Here is a 20830-nt window from a genome sequence, read left to right on the forward strand (position 1 = left end):
CGTGGCGGCCCACCTGCCCTGCCATGACCCAGCACCTCACCCCCGCCGACTACCTGAAAAAAATCCTGACCGCCCGCGTGTACGACGTAGCGGTGGAGTCGGCGCTGGAGCCCGCCAAGAACCTCAGCCGCCGCCTGCACAACAAAGTGCTGCTCAAGCGCGAAGACCAGCAGCCCGTGTTCAGCTTCAAGCTGCGGGGTGCCTACAACAAGATGGCGCACCTCACGCCCGAGCAGTTGGCACGCGGGGTGATCTGCGCCTCGGCCGGCAACCACGCGCAAGGGGTGGCCATGAGCGCCCACAAGCTGGGCACGCGCGCCGTCATCGTGATGCCCACCACCACGCCGCAGCTCAAGATCGACGCCGTGAAGACGCTGGGCGGCGAGGTCGTGCTGTTTGGCGAGAGCTATTCCGATGCCTACGGCCATTCGGTGAAGCTGGAGAAGGAACAGGGCCTGACCTTCGTGCACCCGTTCGACGATCCGGACGTCATTGCCGGCCAGGGCACCATCGCCATGGAGGTCCTGCGCCAGCTGCAAAGCCTGGGCAGCAACCAGCTCGATGCCGTGTTCGTGGCCATTGGCGGCGGCGGGCTCATCTCGGGCGTGGCCAACTACATCAAGGCCGTGCGGCCCGAGATCAAGGTGATCGGCGTGCAGATGAACGACTCGGACGCCATGATCCAGTCCGTCAAGGCGCACGAGCGCGTGACGCTGGCCGACGTGGGTTTGTTCTCGGACGGCACCGCCGTCAAGCTGGTGGGCGAGGAGACCTTCCGCATCGCCCACCAGCGGTCTGGTGGACGAATTCATCACGGTGGACACCGACGCCGTCTGCGCCGCCATCAAGGACATCTTTGTGGATACGCGCAGCATCGTCGAGCCTGCCGGGGCCTTGGCCGTGGCGGCCATCAAGCAGTACGTCGCTGAAAAGAAAACCAAGGGCGAAACCTACGCCGCCATCCTGTGCGGCGCCAACATGAACTTTGACCGCCTGCGTTTTGTGGCCGAGCGCGCCGAGGTGGGCGAGGAGCGCGAGGCGCTGCTGGCCGTCACCATCCCTGAAGAACGCGGCAGCTTCCGCCGCTTTTGCGAGGTGGTGGGCGGCCTGCCGGGTGGCCCGCGCAACGTGACCGAGTTCAACTACCGCATCAGCGATGCCACCCAGGCCCATGTGTTCGTGGGCATCACCACCAATGGCAAGGGCGAGTCGGAGAAAATCGCCAAGAACTTCGGCCGCCACGGCTTCGAGGCACTGGACCTGACCCACGACGAACTGGCCAAGGAGCATCTGCGCCACCTGGTGGGCGGGCATTCGGCGCTCGCGCAGGACGAGCGGCTGATGCGCTTCACCTTCCCCGAGCGGCCCGGCGCGCTGCTCAAGTTTTTGAGCCTGATGCAGCCGACCTGGAACATCAGCCTGTTCCACTACCGCAACCAGGGCGCGGACTATGGCCGCATCCTCGTGGGCATGCAGGTGCCGCCCGAAGACGCCGCCACGTTCGACGCCTTCCTGGCCACGCTGGGCTATCCGTATGTGGAAGAGACGCTGAATCCGGCCTACCGGCTGTTCCTGCGATCCAAGTAACCAAAATATGGGCCCAATTGGCCTCCAGCGCTTATCTATCAAGCGCTGACAGCTATCAAATCTGACATAGCCCCAGCCAACCCATGCAAGCCCTGCGCCACTATCTGCTGGCCGTGCAGTTTTTCACCCGCATCCCGGTCACCGGTCGGCTGGCAGACTGGGTCGGCTACAGCCCCGCCATGCTGCGGGCCAGCGCGGCGCACTTTCCGGGCATTGGCTGGCTGGCCGCGCTGCTGTCCACGGGCGTCTATGCCGCATTGCACTGGGCCCTGGCGCCCAACCCGCTGGCCCCGGCCGTGGCTGCCGTGTTCTGCACCATCGCCACGGTGCTGATGACCGGCGGCTTTCACGAGGATGGGCTTGCCGATGTGGCCGATGGCCTGGGCGGCAGTGCCGATCGCGAGCGGGCACTCGACATCATGAAGGACTCACGCATTGGCGCCTTCGGGGCCATGGCGCTGGTGCTGGCGCTGCTGGCCAAGCTCAGCCTGCTGGCGCTGCTGGGGGCCCACAGCCTGCTGGCTGCTGTGGCCGCGCTGGTGGGGGCGCATGTGCTGTCGCGTTTCTGGCCGCTGCTCATCGTGCGCAGCCTGCCGCATGTGGGCGACACCGCCCGGTCCAAAAGCAAACCGCTGGCCGACCAGATTTCGGGCGGCGCGCTGCTGGCGGCATTTTTGTGGTGTTTTATGCCGCTAGCGCTTGTCTATCAAGCGCAATCAGCTATCTATTTTATAGCATCTGTACTCTGCAGCGCCCTTGCCGCCGCCTGGATGGCCCGCTGGTTCGCGCGCAGGCTGCAGGGTTTTACCGGCGACTGCCTGGGTGCCACGCAGCAGGTCAGCGAAATTGGCTTTTACCTGGGCGCGGCGCTGGCCTTGCGCTGGATGTGACCGGCGCCCCCCCCAAAACTCGCCTTTGGCTGGTGCGCCACGCCCAGCCGCTGGTGGCCCCCGGCACCTGCTACGGGGCGCTGGACATCCCCGCCGACCCCGCCGCCACGCGCGCTGCCGCAGAACACCTGGCCGCCGCGGTGCCACCCCAGGCGCGGGTGATTCACTCCACGCTACAAAGATGCGAGCAGCTTGCGCTAGAGCTTCAAGCGCTGCGGCCCGATTTGGCATCAAAACCCGACGCCCGCCTGCGCGAAATGGACTTTGGCAGCTGGGAGGGGCAGGCCTGGGAGTCCATTGCCCGCAGCGACATCGACGCCTGGACGGCCGCCTTCGCGAGCTACCGCCCTGGCCTGGGGGAAAACCTGGCGGCGGTGCTGGCCCGCGTGGCGGCTGCGCTGCAGGACCACGGCCCCGGGGCCACACAGGATGTGGTGTGGATCACCCACGCCGGGGTCATCCGCAGCGTGGCTTGGCTGAAGGCGCACGGCAACGGCGTGCTGCCGCGCTCGGAAGAATGGCCCGTTGCCGCGCCGGGCTGGGGCCAGTGGGAGAGGATCGAACTGAGATAGGAGCCGGAGCCCCCTGCCCCGGCATCAAGCATCAACGTTTGAGCGGCATGTCCAGCGTCAGCGTGGCGGGGCCATCAGCATCGCGCCCCAGCTGCGCCTGGCGCGGGCCCAGCGCCTGCAGCACCAGGCCTTCATCCACCGCGGCGCCCACGCGGAACGGCTTAGCGGGTTTGCCATCCACCGCGATCAGGGCGGCGCCGCCCCCGCTGTTGCGGCCCGAGAGCACCCCGATCAGTGCGAAGCGGCTGGCCAGTGTTGCCACCGGGGCGGCTGCGACCACCCCCGGGGCGGCGGGCGCAGCCCCCAGCAGCCGGGCCAGAGCCTGCGCATCGGGCGCCACGGGGGGTGGTAGCACCACGGGCGCAGCGGCTCCAGCCGCAGGGGCCGACAGGCGCAGCCCCCAAAAAACCACGCTGGCGCCTGCGGCGGCCCATAGCGCCAGAGTCCCCAAGCGGACGCCCCATTTGCTGTACGTATTGGTCACCATGCGGGGATTATGATTCACGCGATTCGACCATCCCAGAGACCGCCAGCAGTGAACACTTCTTTCCCCCTCCTCTTGCGCTCCGCCCGCCACCGCCTGGCCACGAATGTGGCCCGTGGCTTCACCCTCATCGAGCTGATGGTGGTGCTCGTCATCATCGGCGTGCTGGCCGCCCTCATCGTGCCCAATGTGCTGGAACGCGCCGACGACGCCCGCGTGACCGCTGCCCGCACCGACATCACCAACATCATGCAGGCGCTCAAGCTGTACCGTCTGGACAACCAGCGCTACCCCACGGCCGAGCAAGGCCTGCAATCGCTGATTGTCAAGCCCAGCTCGGGCCCCGTGCCCAACAACTGGAAGCTGTACCTCGAAAAACTGCCCAACGACCCCTGGGGCCGTCCGTACCAGTACCTGAACCCTGGCATCAAGGGCGAGATCGACGTGATGTCGTTCGGCGCCGATGGGCAGTCGGGCGGTGAAGGCAAGGACGCGGACGTCGGCAGTTGGCAGTGACCGCTCCGTGCGAACGCGCCCCGGCCCCATGAAACTGGCGCGCCCTCGGCCAGGGATGTCGTGGAACTGGCTTCGCCAGGCCATCGGCATCTCCCCCCCGAAGGGAAGCCGCGCGGCGGCTCAGGGGGGCTTCACCCTCCTTGAGTTGCTGGTGGTCATCAGCATCATTGCCCTGGCCACCGCCGGTGTGAGCATCGCCATGCGCGACAGCGGGCAGACGCTGGTCGAGCGCGAGGCAGCCCGGCTGGCGGCGTTACTGGAATCTGCGCGTGCGCAGTCGCGCGCCGGGGGAATGCCCGTGCGCTGGCGTGCCGATGCCGGAGGGTTCCGGTTCGAGGGCCTGCCGCCCAGCGCACTGGCGGCGATGCCCGGCCAGTGGCTGGATGCGGGCACCACGGTGCGCGCGCCCACGCTGCTGGTGCTGGGGCCAGAGCCCCTCATTGGCCCCCAGCAGGTGCTGATCACCCACCAGGCCTATCCCGAGCGCACGCTGCGCATTGCCACCGACGGGGTGCGCCCCTTCACCGTCGAGACCGTCCAATGAAGTCAACCCTGCCCCCCCAACGCCGTTGCAGGCGGCAGCGCGGCTTCACGCTGGTGGAGGTGCTGGTGGCGCTCAGCATCGTGGCTATTGCACTGATGGCGGGGCTGCAGGCCACCACGGCGCTCACACGCAACGCGCTGCGCCAGTCAGACATCGTGCTGGCCCAGTTGTGTGCCGAGAACGAACTGGTCTATGCGCGCCTGTCGCGCCAGATGCCCAGCGTGGGCGACAGCCAAGTCACCTGCGAACAGGCCGGGCGCCAACTCACCGTGGCCCTGATCGTGCGGCCCACGCCCAACCCGAGCTTTCGCCGGATGGACGCGCAGGTGCTGGATGGCGACAACTCGATCCTGCGCATCTCGACCATCATCGGAAGGTATTGACCAGATGTCCCCCCTGAGTCGCTTCGCGCCTTCCCCCCTTGGGGGGGACGCACCCGGTGGCCTGGCAGAGCCAGTTCCACGGGTGCACTGGCCTCGCGCCGCGCCGGTTTTGAAAGGCGCGCGCGGCTTCACGCTGGTAGAGCTGCTGCTGGCCATTGCGGTGATGAGCCTGCTGGCCATCCTGAGCTGGCGTGGGCTGGATGGGATGGTGCGGGCGCAGGAGATCACGCGCCAGCGGGCCGACGAGATGCTGGTACTGCAGTCTGCCCTGGGCCAGTGGGGCACGGACCTGGATGCGCTGCTGCCCATTGCCAATACCACGCCGCTCGACTGGGACGGCCAGGTGCTGCGTTTGACGCGGCGCACCAGCGCAGTGCCCGACGAGGGCGCCCTGGTGGTTGCCTGGACGCGCCGGGGCGGCCAGGGTGTGGGCCAGTGGATGCGCTGGCAGTCGCCCCCGGTGCGCACGCGCGCCGAGTGGCAGGAGGCGTGGCAGCTGGCCGCGCAGTGGGCGCGCAGCCCGGGCGACGCCGAGCGGCGCCATGAGATGACGCTGCTGCCGCTGGAGGACTGGCAGATCTTCTACTACCGGGGCGGTGCGTGGTCCAACCCGCTGTCCAGCAGTGGCACCACCCCGGTGGGCACCTCGGCCATCCCCGACGGGGTGCGCCTGCAGATCACCCTGCCGCCCGGCCAGGCCCTGGTGGGGCGGCTCACACGCGATTGGGTGAACCCCGTGCTGGGTGGGGGTCGGACATGACAATGACAAGCCCCCCCCTGAACAGCCGCGCCGCTTCCCCCCAGGGGGACGCCACTCGTGGCCTGGCAAAGCCTGTTCGACGATGGCACTGGTCTGGGCCGCGCCAGTTTCACAGCGACCCAGGGGGATTCCACATGGGGCCGCGCCCGGTCCGCAGGGAACGCGGTGCGGCGCTGCTGCTGGCTATGCTCACGGTCACCCTCGTGGCGACCTTTGCAGCGGCGTCCATGTGGCAGCAATGGCGCGCGGTAGAGATTGAAACGGCCGAGCGCGGCCGCGTGCAGTCCACCTGGATTCTGGTCGGTGCGCTCGACTGGTCGCGCCTGATCCTGCGCGAAGACGGGCGCTCGGGTGGTGCGGACCACCTGGCCGAGCCCTGGGCCGTGCCCCTGCAGGAGGCACGGCTGTCCACCTTTCTCGCGGCCGACAAGAACGTCAGCCAGGTGGACGACGCCACCACCGACACCACCGAGGCCTTTTTGTCGGGGCAGATCTCGGACATGCAGGGCCGCCTGAATCTGACCAACCTGGTCGACAACGGCAATGTGCAGACCTTGGCACTGCGGCAGTTCACGCGGCTGTTCGAGCGCCTGGGCCTGCCGCTGCAGGAGCTGAGCCTGCTCACCGACGCCCTGCGGCGCGCGCAGGCCACCACCGGCACCGACAGCACGAACGCCCCGCTGCTGCCCCCCACCATGTCGCAACTGGGCTGGCTGGGCCTGGCGCCCACCACCGTGGCCCGCCTGGCGCCCCACGTGACGCTGCTGCCCGTGCGCGCGCCGGTCAACCTCAACACCGCCGACATCGACGTGCTGCTGGCCGCCATCGACGGCCTGGACATGGCCAGCGCCCAAAAGATGCTGCAGGCCCGCGAGGCTCGGCATTTCCGCACGCTCAGCGAGGTGCGCGACCTTCTGGGTGCCAGCATCGACATCAATGAAGGCGCCCATGCCGTGGCCTCTTCGTACTTTGAGGTGCGCGGCCGCCTGCGCCTGGGCGATGCCATGGTGGACGAGCGATCACTGGTGCGCAAACAGGGCATCGAGGTCACCACGCTATGGCGCGAACGGGGTGCTTTTGACCGCGAAACCGCCCCGGGCGCTCGGGAGGCCCAGCGCTGAAATCTGACACATCTGCAACACATCCGCAGGTTCGGCCCGCACTGTGAAGCCCGCCCCCTAAAATGGCCCGCAAAACCTGTCCATGAGCACCCTCATCCTTTTCCTGCCGCCGGCCCGTCCGGGGCCGGCCACCGAGTACAGCTACACGCTGACGGCGGACGGCCACACTGCCCTTCGCCACGCCACTGCCCCGGCCGCGCTGCTGCCCGAACCCACGCGCCCCGGCGGCGAAGTGGTGGCCGTGGTACCCGCCCGGGCGCTGTCCTGGCAACGGGTGCAACTGCCGCCCGGCCTGGCACTGGGCGCGGGCCAGCAGACACCGCGCCTGCGATCGGTGCTGGAGGGTCTGCTTGAAGACCGCCTGCTCGACGACGCATCACAGCTGCACTTTGCCATCCAGCCGGATGCCAATCCCGGAGAACCCGTGTGGGTGGCGGTGTGCGACCGCACCTGGCTGCGCGACAACCTGCAGGCCCTGGAAGCCGCTGGTCGCCGCGTGTCGCGTGTCGTGCCTGAATTCGCCCCCGGCCCCACCCAAAGTGGCCGCCCCGAGCTGTGCGCCCTGGGCACCCCCGAAGACGCCTGCGTGGTGCTGACTGGGCAGGGCGCCGACCACGGCGTGGCCGTGTTGCCCCTGTCCATTGCCTCCGTGATGCTGGCCCGTGCCGGGCTCCCCCAGGATGCGGCCACGGACGGAGACGATGCGCCCGTGGTGCGCGCCGAGCCTGCGGTCGCGGCCCTGGCAGAGCGCACGCTGGGCCAGCGCGTGGCTCTGCACACGGCCAGCCAACGGGCGCTGGACGCCGCGCGCGGCGACTGGGATCTGGCCCAGTTCGATCTGGCCAGCACCGGCCGCACCCGGGCGCTGCGCAAGGCGGGCAGCCTGGCCAGCGCACTGCTGAACGCCCCACAGTGGCGCGCAGCGCGCTGGGGCGTCGCACTGCTGGTGGTGGCGCATCTGGTGGGGCTCAATGCCTGGGCCTGGCAGGAGCGCAAGGCGCTGGCCGCCAAACAGGCGGCCGTGCGGTCCACGCTGACCCAGACTTTCCCCAAGGTGCAGGTGGTGGTGGATGCCCCGGTGCAGATGGAGCGCGAACTGGCCCAGCTGCGGCAGGCGGCCGGCGCAGTCTCGGCCCGCGACCTGGAGCCCCTGCTTGCCGCCGCCGGAGCCTCCCTGCCCAGCGGCCGCCAGCCCACGGGCATCGAATACGCCCCCGGCGAGCTGCGCCTGCGCGGCGTCACGCTGGCCCCCGACGAAGAAACCGTGCTCTCGGCCCGCCTGCAGGCTGCGGGCTACCGGGCCCGGCTGGACGACGGCAGCCTGCTGCTGCGCGCTGAAGGCACACCATGACTGTCATCACCTCTCCCGCCCTGCGCGCCCGCTGGCAGGCCCTGGCCCCCCGTGAGCAGACCCTGGTCCTGGCCGCAGGTGGCCTCGTCGCGTTTGCCCTGCTGTGGTGGCTGGCCGTGGCTCCGGCCCTGTCCACGTTGCGCGCCGCACCCGCGCGCCATGCCGAGCTGGACTCACAGCTGCAGCGCATGCAAGGCCTGCGCGCCGAAGCGCAGCAGCTGCAGTCGGCCCCGCGCAACACGCGCGGCGATTCCGTCGGTGCGCTGCGTACCGCGCTCACACAGCGCCTGGGCAATACGGCCCAGCTCAATGTGGTGGGAGACCGCGCCACGGTCACGCTCAAAGGCGCTCCCGCCGATGCACTGGCCCAATGGCTGGCCCAGGCACGCAGCAACGCCCGCGCCGCCCCGGTGGAGGCGCGCCTGACGCGCAGCGCTGCCCCTGCAGGCTCCGCGCCCAACGCCCCTGCACCGGTCAAACTGGGCAACGCGGCCACGGCGATGCCACGTTGGGACGGCACCCTGGTGCTGGCCCTGCCGCCTGCCCAGCCCTGAATCAGCCCCCGCACAGACACACTCTCCCGTGGCCACCTCCTCACGACACCGAAAACCCGTACCCCGCACTCCCCGCAGCGCATGGGGCTGGGCGCTGGTCGGCGCTGTGGCGGGCGTAGTGCCTGCCGTGGTGGCGTTTGCACCCGCGCACCGGCTGGCACAAAGCGTCGCCAGCGCAACGGGCGGACAGGTACAGTTGCTGCAGGCACGCGGTACGGTCTGGACAGGTTCGGCCCAACTGGTGCTGACGGGGGGCTCGGCCAGCCAGGACAGCGCCGCCCTGCCCAGCCGCCTGGACTGGCGCATCCGCCCCGGCTGGGGTGGCTTGCACGCGCAACTGAATGCCAGCTGCTGCACCCCTACACCCCTGCGACTGCAGGCGAGTGCCGGCTGGTCCGGTACGCGCCTGACCATCATCGACGGCGAGAGCCTGTGGCCGGCCTCCGTGCTGACCGGGCTGGGCACGCCCTGGAACACGCTGCAGCCCCAGGGCCAGCTGGCGCTGCAGACCCGTGGCTTCACCATGCGCTGGAGTGCCGGACGCATGTCCCTGGCAGGCCAGGTGCAGCTGGATGCACGGGCCATGTCGTCCCGCCTGTCCACCCTGCGCCCCATGGGCAGCTACCGCCTCACGGTGCAGGGCGGCGAGGCGCCCACGCTCACGCTGAGCACGCTGGACGGGCACCTGCAGCTCAACGGCACCGGCCAGTGGGTGGGCAACCGACTGCGCTTTGCGGGCGAGGCCAGCGCCACCCCCGAGCGCGAAGCCGCCCTGTCGAATCTTCTGAACATCATTGGACGGCGCAACGGCGCGCGCTCCATCATCACCGTGGGTTGAACCTATGAACTCCTTGTTGTCACCACGTCTGGGTTTTGCTCTTAAAGCAATAGCAGCTAGCGCACTACTGGCGTGCGCCAGCGGCCAAATTATTGCCCAAACCGCCATTGATACCGGCACCGGCAGCGTGCGCGCCGGCGAGCCCGTCACCCTGAACTTCGCCAACGCCGAGATCGAAGCCGTGGCCCGCACCATGGCCACCATCACGGGCCGCAACGTGGTGGTGGACCCGCGCGTGAAAGGCCAGCTCAACCTGGTCACCGAACGCGCCGTGCCCCCCGCCGCCGCCTTCCAGCAGTTCCTGGCCGCGCTGCGGCTGCAGGGCTTCACGGTGGTGGAGGCTGCAGGCTTGTACAAGGTGGTGCCCGAGGCCGACGCCAAGCTGCAGGGCGGCAGCGTGAGCGTGGTGCAGGGCAGCTCTGGCAGCGCGCCCGGTGGCGGTCAGATCGTCACCCAGATCTTCAAGCTCAACTTTGAAAACGCCGCCAATCTGGTGCCCGTGCTGCGCCCGCTGATCAGCCCCAACAACACCATCAACGTGAACCCCGGCAACAACTCGCTGGTGATCACCGATTACGCGGACAACCTGCAGCGCCTGGCGCGCATCGTGGCGGCCATGGATGTCTCCAACGCCAGCGATGTGGAAGTGATCCCGCTGCGCAACGCCGTCGCCACTGACCTCGCGCCGCTGGTGGCGCGCCTGATCGACGGGGGCAGCGGTGCCGCACCAGTCGCCGCACAGGGGCAGGCGGACACCTCGTTCAAGACCACGCTGATTGCCGAGCCGCGCAGCAACGCGCTGATCCTGCGCGCCGCCAACCCGGCGCGTGTGGCCCAGGTGCGCGCGCTGGTGGCCCAGCTGGACCAGGCGCCTGCGCCCGGCAGCAGTGCGTCCACCGGCAACATCCATGTGGTGTACCTGAAGAACGCCGACGCCACCAAGCTGGCCACCACGCTGCGTGCCGCCATGGCGGCCATGGGCGGCACCGGCAACACGGGCGGTGGCAGCGCGGGCGCAAGCGCCGCACCGGCCGCGCCCAGTGGAGGCCTGGGCGGTGGCGGCACCAGCGGCAACATGCTGTCCACCGGCAGTGGTCTGTCAGGTGGCAGCAGCGGGGGGCTAGGCTCGGGAGGCAGCGGCATGGGCACCAGCAGCACCAACAACAACCAGCCGTCCACGGGCGGCCAGATCCAGGCCGACCCCACCACCAACTCGCTCATCATCACGGCGCCCGAGCCCCTGTACCGCCAGCTGCGTGCAGTGATCGACAAGCTCGACGGACGCCGCGCACAGGTGCTGGTGGAAAGCCTGATCGTGGAAGTTGCCGCCAACAAGGTGGCGCAGTTCGGCATCCAGTGGCAGGGCATCCTGGGCAAACAAGGCGATGGCACGGTGGGCGTGATCGGCACCAACTCCGGTGCAGCAGGTGCCAACATCCTGGGGATCACGGCAGCGCTGGCTTCGGGCAGCACCAGCAGCATCGCCACTGCCGCGAGCGGCCTGGGCGGGGGCCTGAACCTGGCACTGGCGCCACGCATCAACGGCCAGTATTACCTGGGCGCGCTTGCCAACTTCCTGCAGAACAGCGGCGATGCCAACGTGCTGTCCACCCCCAACCTGATGACGCTGGACAACGAAGAGGCACGCATCCTCATCGGCGACAACGTGCCCTTCGTCACGGGCTCGTATGCGAACACCGGCAACAGCGGCACCGTGAATCCGTTCAACACCGTCGAGCGCAAGGACGTGGGCCTGATGCTCAAGGTGCGCCCGCAGATCAGCGAGAACGGCACGGTGAAAATGGCGATCTACCAGGAGATCTCCAAGATCGACCGCTCCACCCTGTCCAATGCCACCGGCCCCACCACCAGCAAACGTGCGGTCGAATCCAACGTGGTGGTGGACGACGGCAGCATCATCGTCATCGGCGGCCTGCTGGAGGACACCTACTCGCAGGGCGAGGACAAGGTGCCCCTGATGGGTGACCTGCCCGTGGTGGGCAACCTGTTCAAAAGCGAGAACCGCTCGCGCCGCAAGACCAACCTGATGATCTTCCTGCGCCCCATTGTGGTGCGCGACAACGCCACCAGCGACGCACTGGTCGTGGACCGCTACGAAGCGATCCGCGCTCTGCAGCAGGCCACGCAGCCGGCCCCCAGCACTGTCATGAATTCGGTCTCTGGCGCACCCATACTTCCCGCGCTGCCCGAGCGGGCGCCTTCGGTCGCCAGCCCCATGCCTGTGCAGCCCGCCGCGCCGGTGCCCGTTCCCATGCAGCAGCTCACCCCTGTAGCACCCCCTCTACCCACACCGGGTACCGCTCCCCAAAGCAGCGCGCCTGTGGAGCAGTCCAGCCCCACAGCCCAGGCGCAGGTCCCCGCGCCGCTGTACTACGTGAACGTGGGTGTGTTCGGCAAGGACGCGGAATCGCGCAGCGCGATGACCAAGCTGCGTAGCACGGCACTGCCCCTGTCCATCCAGGCGGTAGACACCAACCGGGGCACGCTCACCCGCGTGCGTGTGGGCCCCTACAACACCGAAGACGCTGCCAATGCCGCTGCCGCCACCGTGCGCAGTCTGGCACTCAACGCCACGGTCTCGCCCAAAGCGCTCTGACGGACCTACGCCCATGCGCCACCCCCTGCCCTACGCCTTTGCCCGCACCGCCCAGCTGCTGCTGGAGGACGACGGCCACCAGCTGGTGCTGTGGCATGGCCCCAGCCCCGACGCGGGCGCGCTGTCCGAAGTGCTGCGCAAACACCCGGTGCAGCAGCTGCTGCCGCTGGACGCCCCGGCCCTGGCCCAGCGCATCAGCGCCGTGTATTCGCACAGCGAATCAAGCGCCGCCACCGTGGTGAGCGAGGTCGAAAGCGACGCGGACCTCTCGCGCATGATGCAGGAGCTTCCCGCCGTCGAGGACTTGCTCGAATCCGCGGGCGACGCACCCATCATCCGCATGCTCAACGCCCTGCTCACGCAGGCCGCGCGGGATGGCGCGAGCGACATCCACATCGAGCCCTACGAGCGCCATTCCAGCGTGCGTTTTCGCGTGGACGGCACCCTGCGCGAGGTGGTGCAACCCAACCGCGCGCTGCACGCCGCGCTGATCTCGCGCCTGAAGATCATGGCCGACCTGGACATCAGCGAAAAGCGCCTGCCGCAGGACGGCCGCATCAGCCTGCGCCTGGGCACCCGCGCCATTGACGTACGCGTTTCCACCCTGCCCAGCGCCCATGGCGAGCGCGCGGTGCTGCGCCTCTTGGACAAGAGCGAAAGCAAGCTGAGCCTGGAAGCCGTGGGCATGCAGGGTGAGACGCTGCGCCGCTTCGAGGGCCTGATCAGCCAGCCGCACGGGATCATTCTGGTGACGGGGCCCACGGGTTCGGGCAAAACCACCACGCTGTATGCGGCGCTGGGTCGGCTCGATGCCACGCGCAACAACATCATGACGGTGGAAGATCCCATCGAGTACGAGCTTCCCGGGGTAGGGCAAACGCAGGTCAACAGCAAGATCGAGCTGACCTTTGCCAAGGCCCTGCGCGCCATCCTGCGCCAGGACCCGGACATCATCATGATCGGCGAAATCCGCGACTTCGAAACCGCACAGATCGCCATCCAGGCCTCACTCACGGGCCACCTGGTGCTGGCCACGCTGCACACCAACGACGCAGCCAGCGCCGTCACGCGGCTGACCGACATGGGGGTGGAGCCGTTCCTGTTGTCGTCGTCCCTGCTCGGCGTGCTGGCCCAGCGGCTGGTGCGCAAATACTGCAGCCATTGCCACGGCAGCGGGTGCGAGCACTGCGGCCAGACGGGCTACACGGGCCGCACCGGTGTGTTCGAGTTGCTGGTGACCACCGACGCGATCCGCGCGCAAATCCACAACCAGGCGTCCGAAGCCGACATCCGCACCGCCGCGCTGGCCGACGGCATGGCGCTGATGCGCGAGGATGGGGAACGGCTGATTGCAGCAGGCATCACCAGCCGCGAGGAAGTGCTGCGGGTGACGCGGGACTAGCCAGCCGCAGAGGCCAGTTTGATATCACGCCAGTTTGATATCATTTTGATATCATTTTGATAGCAACTAGCGCTTAATAGATAAGCGCTAGGGATCCTCTGCACGAATCGAGCGGCAAGTGTGCGCTGCGGATCGTGATGGGCTGCAAGGCGCAAAACGCAGCAATAGCCGTAGCTATTGCGAGGTTTTGCAACGCCGCAGACCGCCCGAGACCGCAGATGCACACGGCGCGGTGATTCGTGCAGAGGGTCCCTAGCGGTCAAAAATACTCAAAATTAACGTATGCGCAGCGCAGGCCTGCGCTGCGCCTGGGCCACGGCTGGCGCAGCGGGCGCCGCTGCCGCGCTGAAGACTGAGGGTGCAGGAGCCCCGCCGTCTTGCAGCTTGAACTGGCTGACCGCACTGCTCAGGTGCAGCGCCTGTTCGCGCAGCGATTCAGAGGCAGCGGTGGACTCTTCCACCAGCGCGGCGTTCTGCTGCGTCATCTGGTCGAGCTGGCTCACGGACTGACTGATCTGGCCGATGTTGTCACTTTGCTCGGCCGACGAGGCTGTGATCTCGGCAATGATGTCAGACACCCGGCGCACGCTGCTGACAATCTCGGTCATGGTCTGCCCGGCCTGGCTGACCAGGCGCGATCCATCTTCGACGCGTTCCACCGACGAACCGATCAGACCCTTGATCTCCTTGGCCGCCTCGGCGCTGCGCTGCGCGAGGTTGCGCACCTCGCTGGCCACTACGGCAAAGCCCCGGCCCTGTTCACCGGCACGCGCGGCTTCCACGGCCGCGTTGAGCGCGAGGATGTTGGTCTGGAAGGCAATGGAGTCGATGACACCGGTGATGTCGGCAATCTTGCGCGAGCTGGTCGTGATCTGGTCCATGGTGGTCACCACCTGCGACACCACGGCACCACCGCGTGCGGCCACTTCGGCGGCCGACGAAGCGAAGTCGCTGGCCTGGCGGGAGGACTGGGCGCTTTGCTGCACGGTGCTGGTCAGCAGCTCCATGGACGAAGCGGTTTCCTCCAGATTGGCCGCGGTCTGCTCGGTGCGGTGGCTCAGGTCATGGTTGCCGCTGGCGATCTCGGAACTGGCGGTGGTGATGTTGCCTGCCGCGTCCTGCACCTGGCGCACCAGGCCCCGCAAGGCGTCCTGCATGCGGCCCATGGCTGACACCAGCTGGCCCACCTCGTCCTGGTTCATGGCCGCCACATCGCGAGAGAGGTCACCACTGGCAATGCGGTCGGCCAGTTCCTGCGCCTGCCCCAGCGACTTGGTGATGGAGCGCACGCTGAAGAAGGTGAGCGGAATCAGCACCGCCAACCCCAGCACCAGCCCGATGCCAATCAACGCCGACATGGTGGAAGTGCGCGATTCAACCCCCGCACGGGCCTCGTCCATCTGCGAGCGGGCCGCGCTGGCCAGGCTGGAGAACAGCTTGTCGGTGGCCTCCATGTGGACCTTCAGGCGGTCGGCGTAGGCACCGCCCCCCGCACCATCGAGCTGCGCGCCCTCGATCTTCTCGAAGATGGGGGCAATGCCGGTTTCGTACTGCTTGATCTCGTCCAGGGATTTGTCGATGGAGGCCACAAACTCTGCATCGCCCGACTGCACCTGGCGCACCTCGGCCAGGCTCTTGCGCAGGGCAGCCAGGGTCTTGGCCCAGGACTCGCGCAGGGCAGAGACCTCGACCGAGTTGTTGAAATTGATGATGATGTCTTTTTCGGTCCGGCGCAGGTCACCCAGGGTCGTGCGCAGGTCGGACATATCGGTCAGGGTTTGCACCCGCTGCGAAAACAGCTCTTGCAATGTGCCCCGGGTGCGGTCCAGGGCCACGTAGCCCATGGCGCCAATGACGATCAGAAGAATCAGCGAAAAAACGGTTCCGAAGTAAAGACGTGTGCGGATAGAGAAGCGGCCGAGAGCATTCATGGCCCTTCCTTACATTTTTTAACAGGTAACTCAGCATAGCAAATTTAGTGCCACACGCCCTTCCTCCCGGTCTTCTGAACCGGGGGTGGGCGGGACTATATGCCGGGCGGGGCTATCCACCGCACAGGGTAAGCACGGCCCCGAGGCCCTGTTTCAGGGAATCCTCGGGGCCAGTAGCTGCGCTTATTGCACTGTTCTCAAACGGGCTTCAGGGGGATGTACAACTCGCCCCCGCTCTTCTGAAACTCTGCAGCCTTGGTCTGCATGCCCTGGGCCAGGGCTTCAGCCTCGGCCACACCCTTTTGTTTTGCAAAGTCACGCACTTCCTGCGTGATCTTCATCGAGCAGAACTTGGGGCCGCACATCGAGCAGAAATGCGCCACCTTGGCCGAGTCCTTGGGCAGGGTTTCGTCGTGGTACTCCTTCGCTGTTTCCGGATCCAGGCCCAGGTTGAACTGGTCCTGCCAGCGGAAGTCGAAGCGCGCCTGGCTCAGCGCATCGTCGCGCGAGCGGGCACCCGGGTGACCCTTGGCCACGTCGGCCGCGTGGGCGGCGATCTTGTAGGCAATGATGCCCTGCTTCACGTCATCACGGTCGGGCAGCCCCAGGTGTTCCTTGGGCGTCACGTAGCACAGCATGGCCGTGCCCATCCAGCCGATCATGGCCGCGCCAATCGCGCTGGCAATGTGGTCATAGCCCGGAGCGATGTCGATGGTCAACGGGCCCAGGGTGTAGAACGGCGCTTCGTGGCAGGTCTTGAGCTGCTCGGTCATGTTGGCCTGGATCATGTGCATGGGCACATGGCCGGGGCCTTCGATCATGGTCTGCACGTCGTGCTTCCAAGCCACTTGCGTGAGTTCGCCCAGCGTGTGCAGCTCGGCGAATTGCGCTTCGTCATTGGCGTCGGACGCGCAGCCGGGCCGCAGGCCATCGCCCAGGCTGAACGACACGTCATACGCCTTCATGATGTCGCAGATGTCCTCAAAGTGCTCGTACAGGAAGCTTTCGCGGTGGTGCGCCATGCACCACTTGGCCATGATGGAACCGCCACGCGACACGATGCCGGTGCGGCGCTGTGCCGTGAGGTGGATGTAGGCCAGGCGCACACCGGCGTGGATGGTGAAGTAGTCCACGCCCTGCTCGGCCTGCTCGATCAGCGTGTCGCGGAAGATCTCCCAGGTCAGGTCTTCGGCCACGCCGCCCACTTTTTCCAGCGCCTGGTAGATCGGCACGGTGCCAATCGGCACGGGGCTATTGCGCACGATCCAGTCGCGGGTGGTGTGGATGTTCTTGCCGGTGGACAGGTCCATCACGTTGTCGGCACCCCAGCGGATCGCCCACACGAGCTTTTCCACTTCTTCTTCAATGCTGGAGGTGACGGCCGAGTTGCCGATGTTGGCGTTGATCTTGACGAGGAAGTTGCGGCCAATCGCCATCGGCTCCACCTCTGGGTGGTTGATGTTGGCGGGGATGATGGCGCGGCCCCGGGCCACTTCGTCGCGCACAAACTCAGGGGTGATGATGCGCGGGATGCTCGCGCCCATGGGGTTGCCCATCAGGCGCTTCTCACGGCCTGCGTCGGCCATGTACTGCTCCATCCATTCGCGCTTGCCGTTTTCGCGAATCGCCACGTATTCCATCTCGGGCGTGATGATGCCCTTCTTGGCGTAGTGCATCTGCGTGACGTTGGCACCGGCCTTGGCGCGCAGCGGCTTGCGCTGCAGGGCAGCGGCCTCAGCGCGCAGCTGGGCCAGGCGCGTGGCGTCTTCGCTCTTTTGCCCATCGTCCAGCGCCACGGGCGCGCGGCCTTCGTAGTGCTCCACATCGCCACGGCCGGTGATCCAGCCCCCGCGCACGCTGGCAAGGCCCTTGCGCACGTCGATCACGGCTTCAGGGTCGGTGTAAGGGCCGGAGGTGTCGTACACGCTGACCAGCTCGCCGTTGGTCAACGCGATGTCGCGCACGGGCACACGCAGGTCGGTGTGCAGTTGGCCGGGAATATAGGCTTTGCGCGATGCGGGGAAGGGCTCGCGCGTCAGCGCCAGCAATTCAGCAAATTTCTCGCGAGCGATGGGATCGGGGGCGTTCATGGGCAGGTCTCCTGGTTCCGGTGGCGGTGGGGTCTGCTCCGGAATGGACCTGTGCGCGCCCCAGGGGCGGCAGCGCCTGGGGCATGACGTGCCCACAGGGACTGCGGGCACGGGGACAAGGAGGTCGGCTCTTCTTCCGCCGGTATGAACCGGATCAAGTTCGTCGGGTTCGCAAGCTGGTCTGAATTTCTTCAGGCCTCTTGCATCTCAGCGCATCAGCACACCCCGGAGCAGGCGCGAGTATAGGCCAGAGAAAAAACTGCGTTGCAGAGCCCGCGCATCACGCGAGTCGGCCAATGAGGATCACCGCAAAGAAAAAGACGGCGGCAATCACCGTCCACTTGAGGATGATGAGCCCCAGGCGCTTGTAGCGCGCCTGCCCCGTACCGGCATAAAACGCAAACGACACGGCAGCCGCCAGAAGCAGCAGCATGGCCAGCCAGCGAAAGATCAACATGTGCGTGCTACCAGGCGCGCGCGGGCTGAGCGAAGCCGGTGGGGGCCTGGCGCTCATCCTCGAAGGTGACCACCTCCCAGGCATCACGCTGGGCCAGCAGCTCGCGCAGCAAGAGGTTGTTCATGGCGTGGCCCGAGCGGAAAGCGCTGTACGCAGCCAGCAGGGGCTTGCCAATGAGGTACAGGTCGCCCATGGCATCCAGGATCTTGTGTTTCACGAACTCGTCGTCGTAGCGCAGGCCGTCGCTGTTGAGCACCTTGTAATCGTCCATCACGATGGCGTTGTCCAGCCCGCCTCCCAGCGCCAGGCCGTTGGAGCGCATCATCTCCACATCGCGGGTAAAGCCGAAGGTGCGGGCGCGGGCAATGTCGCGGCTGTAGTTGCCTTGCCCCAGGTCAAACTCCACACGCTGGCCGGTGGAGTCCACGGCCGGGTGGTCAAAGTCGATCTCGAAACTGAGCTTGTAGCCGTGGTAAGGCGTCAAACGTGCCCATTTGGCATTGGCGCCCTCGCCCTCGCGGACCTCCACCGGCCGCAGGACGCGGATGAAGCGCTTGGGCGCGTTTTGCAGCTCGACCCCTGCGCTCTGGAGCAGGAAAACGAAAGATGCGGAAGATCCGTCGAGGATAGGCACCTCCTCGGCCGTGATGTCCACATAAAGGTTATCCAGCCCCAGCCCCGCACAGGCCGACATCAGGTGTTCCACCGTGTGCACCTTGGCATTGCCGACCGCGATGGTGGATGCCATCCGGGTGTCCGTCACGGCCTCGGCGCGGATCGGGATGTCCACGGGCTGTGGCAGATCCACCCGCCGAAAGACAATCCCCGTGTCCGGCTGTGCTGGCCGCAGGGTCAACTCGACCCGCTGGCCGCTGTGCAGCCCGACGCCTACGGCGCGGGTCAGTGTCTTGAGGGTGCGTTGCTGGAGCATCCCGCCATTTTAGTTTCTGGCGCCCTGTCCCGCACCGGCTGAGGTCTTGCCTGCCTTGCAGACGCCATGCCCGGAGCGCTTGGGGCCCGTACGTAGAGCTACCGCCGCGTTTTCACCTACTGCGCAGGCCCCCGGGTTCGCCGCACAATTTGGGGCCAGAGGGCCTTGAAAAGATACAACATGAACACACCACAGATGCCCCCCAGGAGACTCCCATGAGCAAGCTCAGCTTCAAAATGAAAATCATGCTCATGATCGGCACTGCGCTTGTCGCGCTGCTGATCATGGCCGTCACCTCCCTCCTGCAGGAGCGACGACTCATCACCGAGTCCCGAAAAGAGCTGCTGACCACCGCCGTCCAGTCCGCCCACAGCATTGTGGCCGCCTACCAGGCCAAGGCCGCCAGCGGCGCCATGCCCCAGGAGGAGGCCCAAAAGGCCGCCAAGGACGCCCTGCGCATTGCGCGCTATGGCGGCCCCGAGGGCAAGACCGAGTATTTCTACATCTGGACCACCGAGGGCGTGGGGGTGATGCACCCCTTTAAACCCGAGTGGGATGGGCAGAACATGCTGGGCAAGGTCAAGGACGGCTCGGGGGTGGACATCATCGCCCTGCTGGTGAACGGCATGCGCAGCAGCAAGGATGGCAAAGCGTTTGTCCCCACCATGTTTGCCCGCCCCAACCAGACCACCCCGGTGCCCAAGCTGCAGTACATCGTCCGTGTAGACGGCTGGAACTGGATGGTGGGCTCGGGGCTGTATACCGATGACGTGGACATGCTGCTGCGCAAGGCCCTGCTGTCGAGCCTGGCCATGGTGGTGGTGGTGATTCTTGTGGTGGGGGCCATCGGCCTGTTCGTATCGCGCTCCGTGCTGCGCCAGATCGGGGGAGAGCCTACTGACGCCATCGCGATCATGTCGGAAGTGGCCGAAGGCAATCTCGATACACACATCCCCACGGCCCACCCAGGCTCGATGCTCGACGGGCTCGCCCACATGGTCACTTCGCTGCGCAAGCTGGTCACCGACGTGCGCGCCGCCACCGACAGCATCGCCACCGCGTCGAGCGAAATCGCGCAGGGCAACAACGACCTGGCCCACCGCACCGAAGACACCGCCAGCAACCTGCAAAGCACGGCCAGCAGCATGGAGGAGCTGACCAGCACCGTCAAGCAGACCTCGGACTCCGCGCAGACGGCCAACCAGATGGCCACATCAGCCGCTGCGGTCGCGGCACGTGGGGGTGAAGTGGTGTCCCGGGTGGTGGCCACCATGCAGGACATCAACGCCAGCAGCAACAAGATCAGCGACATCATCGGCGTGATCGATGGCATCGCCTTCCAGACCAATATCCTGGCCCTGAATGCCGCCGTCGAGGCGGCCCGCGCTGGCGAGCAAGGCCGGGGCTTTGCCGTGGTGGCCAGCGAGGTGCGCAGCCTGGCCGGACGCAGTGCCGAAGCCGCCAAGGAGATCAAGGCCCTGATTGGCGCGTCGGTCGAAAAGGTGGAATCGGGCACGCAGCTGGTGGGCAATGCGGGCGCCACCATGACCGAGATCGTGGAAAGCGTTCAGCGCGTGACCGACATCATTGGCGAAATCCGCTCAGCCACGTCCGAGCAGAGCCAGGGCATTGCCCAGGTCAACACGGCCATGAACCAGCTCGACCAGATGACGCAGCAGAACTCTGCCTTGGTGGAGCAATCCACTGCCGCCGCAGACAGTCTGCGCGAGCAGGCCATGAAGCTCACCCAGGTGGTCGCGCTGTTCCGGGTCAATGGCAGCAATGCCCCAGCGCCGTCCCCG

General features: G+C 67.0%; 18 protein-coding genes, 1 pseudogene and 1 riboswitch. Of the genes and pseudogenes, 14 read left to right on the plus strand and 5 right to left on the minus strand.

Features of this window, described 5'->3' with window-relative positions; translation table 11 throughout:
* The first annotated feature begins 23 nt into the window (after positions 1–23).
* From ilvA to NFX52_RS22860, 3 genes and pseudogenes are all read left to right on the plus strand, one after another.
* A pseudogene (gene ilvA / locus NFX52_RS22850) lies at positions 24–1587 on the plus strand (threonine ammonia-lyase, biosynthetic).
* A gap of 83 nt (positions 1588–1670) precedes the next feature.
* Positions 1671–2477, plus strand: a complete 807-nt coding sequence (cobS, locus tag NFX52_RS22855) for an adenosylcobinamide-GDP ribazoletransferase (protein WP_055398538.1) — start codon at positions 1671–1673, stop codon at positions 2475–2477.
* Positions 2468–3049 carry a histidine phosphatase family protein gene (locus NFX52_RS22860; RefSeq protein WP_055398558.1) on the plus strand — a complete coding sequence of 194 codons (582 nt, stop codon included), beginning with the start codon at positions 2468–2470 and terminating at the stop codon, positions 3047–3049. Before cobS ends, NFX52_RS22860 begins: the two co-directional genes overlap by 10 nt.
* A 31-nt stretch (positions 3050–3080) precedes the next feature.
* Here NFX52_RS22860 and NFX52_RS22865 read toward each other — a convergent pair whose 3' ends face one another.
* Entirely contained in the window at positions 3081–3536 is a 456-nt protein-coding gene (locus NFX52_RS22865; protein WP_055398539.1) for a type II secretion system protein N, read from the minus strand.
* Positions 3537–3584: 48 nt separating this feature from the next.
* Between NFX52_RS22865 and gspG the strand changes: the two genes are divergently transcribed.
* The 10 genes from gspG to NFX52_RS22915 all read left to right on the plus strand — a co-directional run bounded on the left by gspG (position 3585) and on the right by NFX52_RS22915 (position 13619).
* Positions 3585–4049 (plus strand): type II secretion system major pseudopilin GspG, encoded by a 465-nt coding sequence (gene gspG / locus NFX52_RS22870; RefSeq protein ID WP_055398540.1) that lies wholly within the window; start codon positions 3585–3587, stop codon positions 4047–4049.
* 28 nt (positions 4050–4077) lie between these two features.
* Positions 4078–4593 (plus strand): prepilin-type N-terminal cleavage/methylation domain-containing protein, encoded by a 516-nt coding sequence (locus NFX52_RS22875; RefSeq protein ID WP_055398541.1) that lies wholly within the window; start codon positions 4078–4080, stop codon positions 4591–4593.
* A complete protein-coding gene (gene gspI / locus NFX52_RS22880; RefSeq protein ID WP_055398542.1) occupies positions 4590–4976 on the plus strand; it encodes a type II secretion system minor pseudopilin GspI in 387 nt (128 codons plus the stop codon). Before NFX52_RS22875 ends, gspI begins: the two co-directional genes overlap by 4 nt.
* 82 nt (positions 4977–5058) lie before the next feature.
* On the plus strand, positions 5059–5736 hold the full coding sequence (locus NFX52_RS22885) for a PulJ/GspJ family protein (protein WP_228897326.1): 678 nt from the start codon (positions 5059–5061) through the stop codon (positions 5734–5736).
* A 134-nt stretch (positions 5737–5870) separates the two neighbouring features.
* Complete coding sequence (gspK, locus tag NFX52_RS22890) at positions 5871–6857, plus strand: type II secretion system minor pseudopilin GspK (protein WP_055398544.1); 987 nt, start codon at positions 5871–5873, stop codon at positions 6855–6857.
* Positions 6858–6939: 82 nt separating this feature from the next.
* The gene (gene gspL / locus NFX52_RS22895) at positions 6940–8208 is read left to right on the plus strand and encodes a type II secretion system protein GspL (RefSeq protein WP_055398545.1); all 1269 of its coding nucleotides are present in this window, start codon (positions 6940–6942) and stop codon (positions 8206–8208) included.
* Positions 8205–8762, plus strand: a complete 558-nt coding sequence (locus NFX52_RS22900; protein WP_055398546.1) for a type II secretion system protein M — start codon at positions 8205–8207, stop codon at positions 8760–8762. The genes gspL and NFX52_RS22900 overlap by 4 nt, the downstream gene beginning before the upstream one ends.
* 28 nt (positions 8763–8790) lie before the next feature.
* On the plus strand, positions 8791–9600 hold the full coding sequence (gene gspN / locus NFX52_RS22905) for a type II secretion system protein N (protein ID WP_252635831.1): 810 nt from the start codon (positions 8791–8793) through the stop codon (positions 9598–9600).
* 4 nt (positions 9601–9604) lie between these two features.
* Positions 9605–12217: a type II secretion system secretin GspD gene (gspD, locus tag NFX52_RS22910; RefSeq protein ID WP_156358738.1), complete on the plus strand. Its 2613-nt coding sequence runs from the start codon at positions 9605–9607 to the stop codon at positions 12215–12217.
* A gap of 13 nt (positions 12218–12230) precedes the next feature.
* A complete protein-coding gene (locus tag NFX52_RS22915) occupies positions 12231–13619 on the plus strand; it encodes a GspE/PulE family protein (RefSeq protein WP_055398549.1) in 1389 nt (462 codons plus the stop codon).
* A 275-nt stretch (positions 13620–13894) separates the two neighbouring features.
* Here the strand turns inward: NFX52_RS22915 and NFX52_RS22920 are convergent, their stop codons facing one another.
* The 4 genes from NFX52_RS22920 to lpxC all read right to left on the minus strand — a co-directional run bounded on the left by NFX52_RS22920 (position 13895) and on the right by lpxC (position 19028).
* Positions 13895–15550, minus strand: coding sequence for a methyl-accepting chemotaxis protein (locus tag NFX52_RS22920; protein ID WP_055398550.1), 1656 nt, complete (start codon positions 15548–15550; stop codon positions 13895–13897).
* Positions 15551–15747: 197 nt separating this feature from the next.
* Positions 15748–17640: a phosphomethylpyrimidine synthase ThiC gene (thiC, locus tag NFX52_RS22925; RefSeq protein ID WP_055398551.1), complete on the minus strand. Its 1893-nt coding sequence runs from the start codon at positions 17638–17640 to the stop codon at positions 15748–15750.
* A 114-nt stretch (positions 17641–17754) separates the two neighbouring features.
* A riboswitch (TPP riboswitch) is annotated at positions 17755–17878 on the minus strand.
* A gap of 42 nt (positions 17879–17920) precedes the next feature.
* A complete protein-coding gene (locus NFX52_RS22930; RefSeq protein ID WP_176888338.1) occupies positions 17921–18097 on the minus strand; it encodes a hypothetical protein in 177 nt (58 codons plus the stop codon).
* A 7-nt stretch (positions 18098–18104) separates the two neighbouring features.
* Positions 18105–19028 carry a UDP-3-O-acyl-N-acetylglucosamine deacetylase gene (lpxC, locus tag NFX52_RS22935; protein ID WP_055398552.1) on the minus strand — a complete coding sequence of 308 codons (924 nt, stop codon included), beginning with the start codon at positions 19026–19028 and terminating at the stop codon, positions 18105–18107.
* Positions 19029–19243: 215 nt separating this feature from the next.
* Here lpxC and NFX52_RS22940 point away from each other — a divergent pair.
* Positions 19244–20830, plus strand: a 1587-nt coding sequence (locus NFX52_RS22940; protein ID WP_252635832.1) for a methyl-accepting chemotaxis protein, incomplete at its 3' end; no start/stop codon positions are given.

The sequence above is a fragment of the Acidovorax facilis genome (assembly GCF_023913775.1).
GTDB classification, from domain to species: Bacteria; Pseudomonadota; Gammaproteobacteria; order Burkholderiales; family Burkholderiaceae_C; genus Acidovorax; species Acidovorax facilis.

Excerpts from the sequence above, each read along its gene's own strand:
- NFX52_RS22930 (WP_176888338.1), bottom strand. The coding sequence starts at position 18,097 with ATGTTGATCTTTCGCTGGCTGGCCATGCTGCTGCTTCTGGCGGCTGCC.
- thiC (WP_055398551.1), bottom strand. The coding sequence starts at position 17,640 with ATGAACGCCCCCGATCCCATCGCTCGCGAGAAATTTGCTGAATTGCTG.
- NFX52_RS22875 (WP_055398541.1), top strand. The coding sequence starts at position 4,078 with ATGAAACTGGCGCGCCCTCGGCCAGGGATGTCGTGGAACTGGCTTCGC.
- gspI (WP_055398542.1), top strand. The coding sequence starts at position 4,590 with ATGAAGTCAACCCTGCCCCCCCAACGCCGTTGCAGGCGGCAGCGCGGC.
- gspL (WP_055398545.1), top strand. The coding sequence starts at position 6,940 with ATGAGCACCCTCATCCTTTTCCTGCCGCCGGCCCGTCCGGGGCCGGCC.
- cobS (WP_055398538.1), top strand. The coding sequence starts at position 1,671 with ATGCAAGCCCTGCGCCACTATCTGCTGGCCGTGCAGTTTTTCACCCGC.
- NFX52_RS22920 (WP_055398550.1), bottom strand. The coding sequence starts at position 15,550 with ATGAATGCTCTCGGCCGCTTCTCTATCCGCACACGTCTTTACTTCGGA.
- gspD (WP_156358738.1), top strand. The coding sequence starts at position 9,605 with ATGAACTCCTTGTTGTCACCACGTCTGGGTTTTGCTCTTAAAGCAATA.
- NFX52_RS22900 (WP_055398546.1), top strand. The coding sequence starts at position 8,205 with ATGACTGTCATCACCTCTCCCGCCCTGCGCGCCCGCTGGCAGGCCCTG.
- gspK (WP_055398544.1), top strand. The coding sequence starts at position 5,871 with ATGGGGCCGCGCCCGGTCCGCAGGGAACGCGGTGCGGCGCTGCTGCTG.
- NFX52_RS22915 (WP_055398549.1), top strand. The coding sequence starts at position 12,231 with ATGCGCCACCCCCTGCCCTACGCCTTTGCCCGCACCGCCCAGCTGCTG.
- lpxC (WP_055398552.1), bottom strand. The coding sequence starts at position 19,028 with ATGCTCCAGCAACGCACCCTCAAGACACTGACCCGCGCCGTAGGCGTC.
- NFX52_RS22865 (WP_055398539.1), bottom strand. The coding sequence starts at position 3,536 with ATGGTGACCAATACGTACAGCAAATGGGGCGTCCGCTTGGGGACTCTG.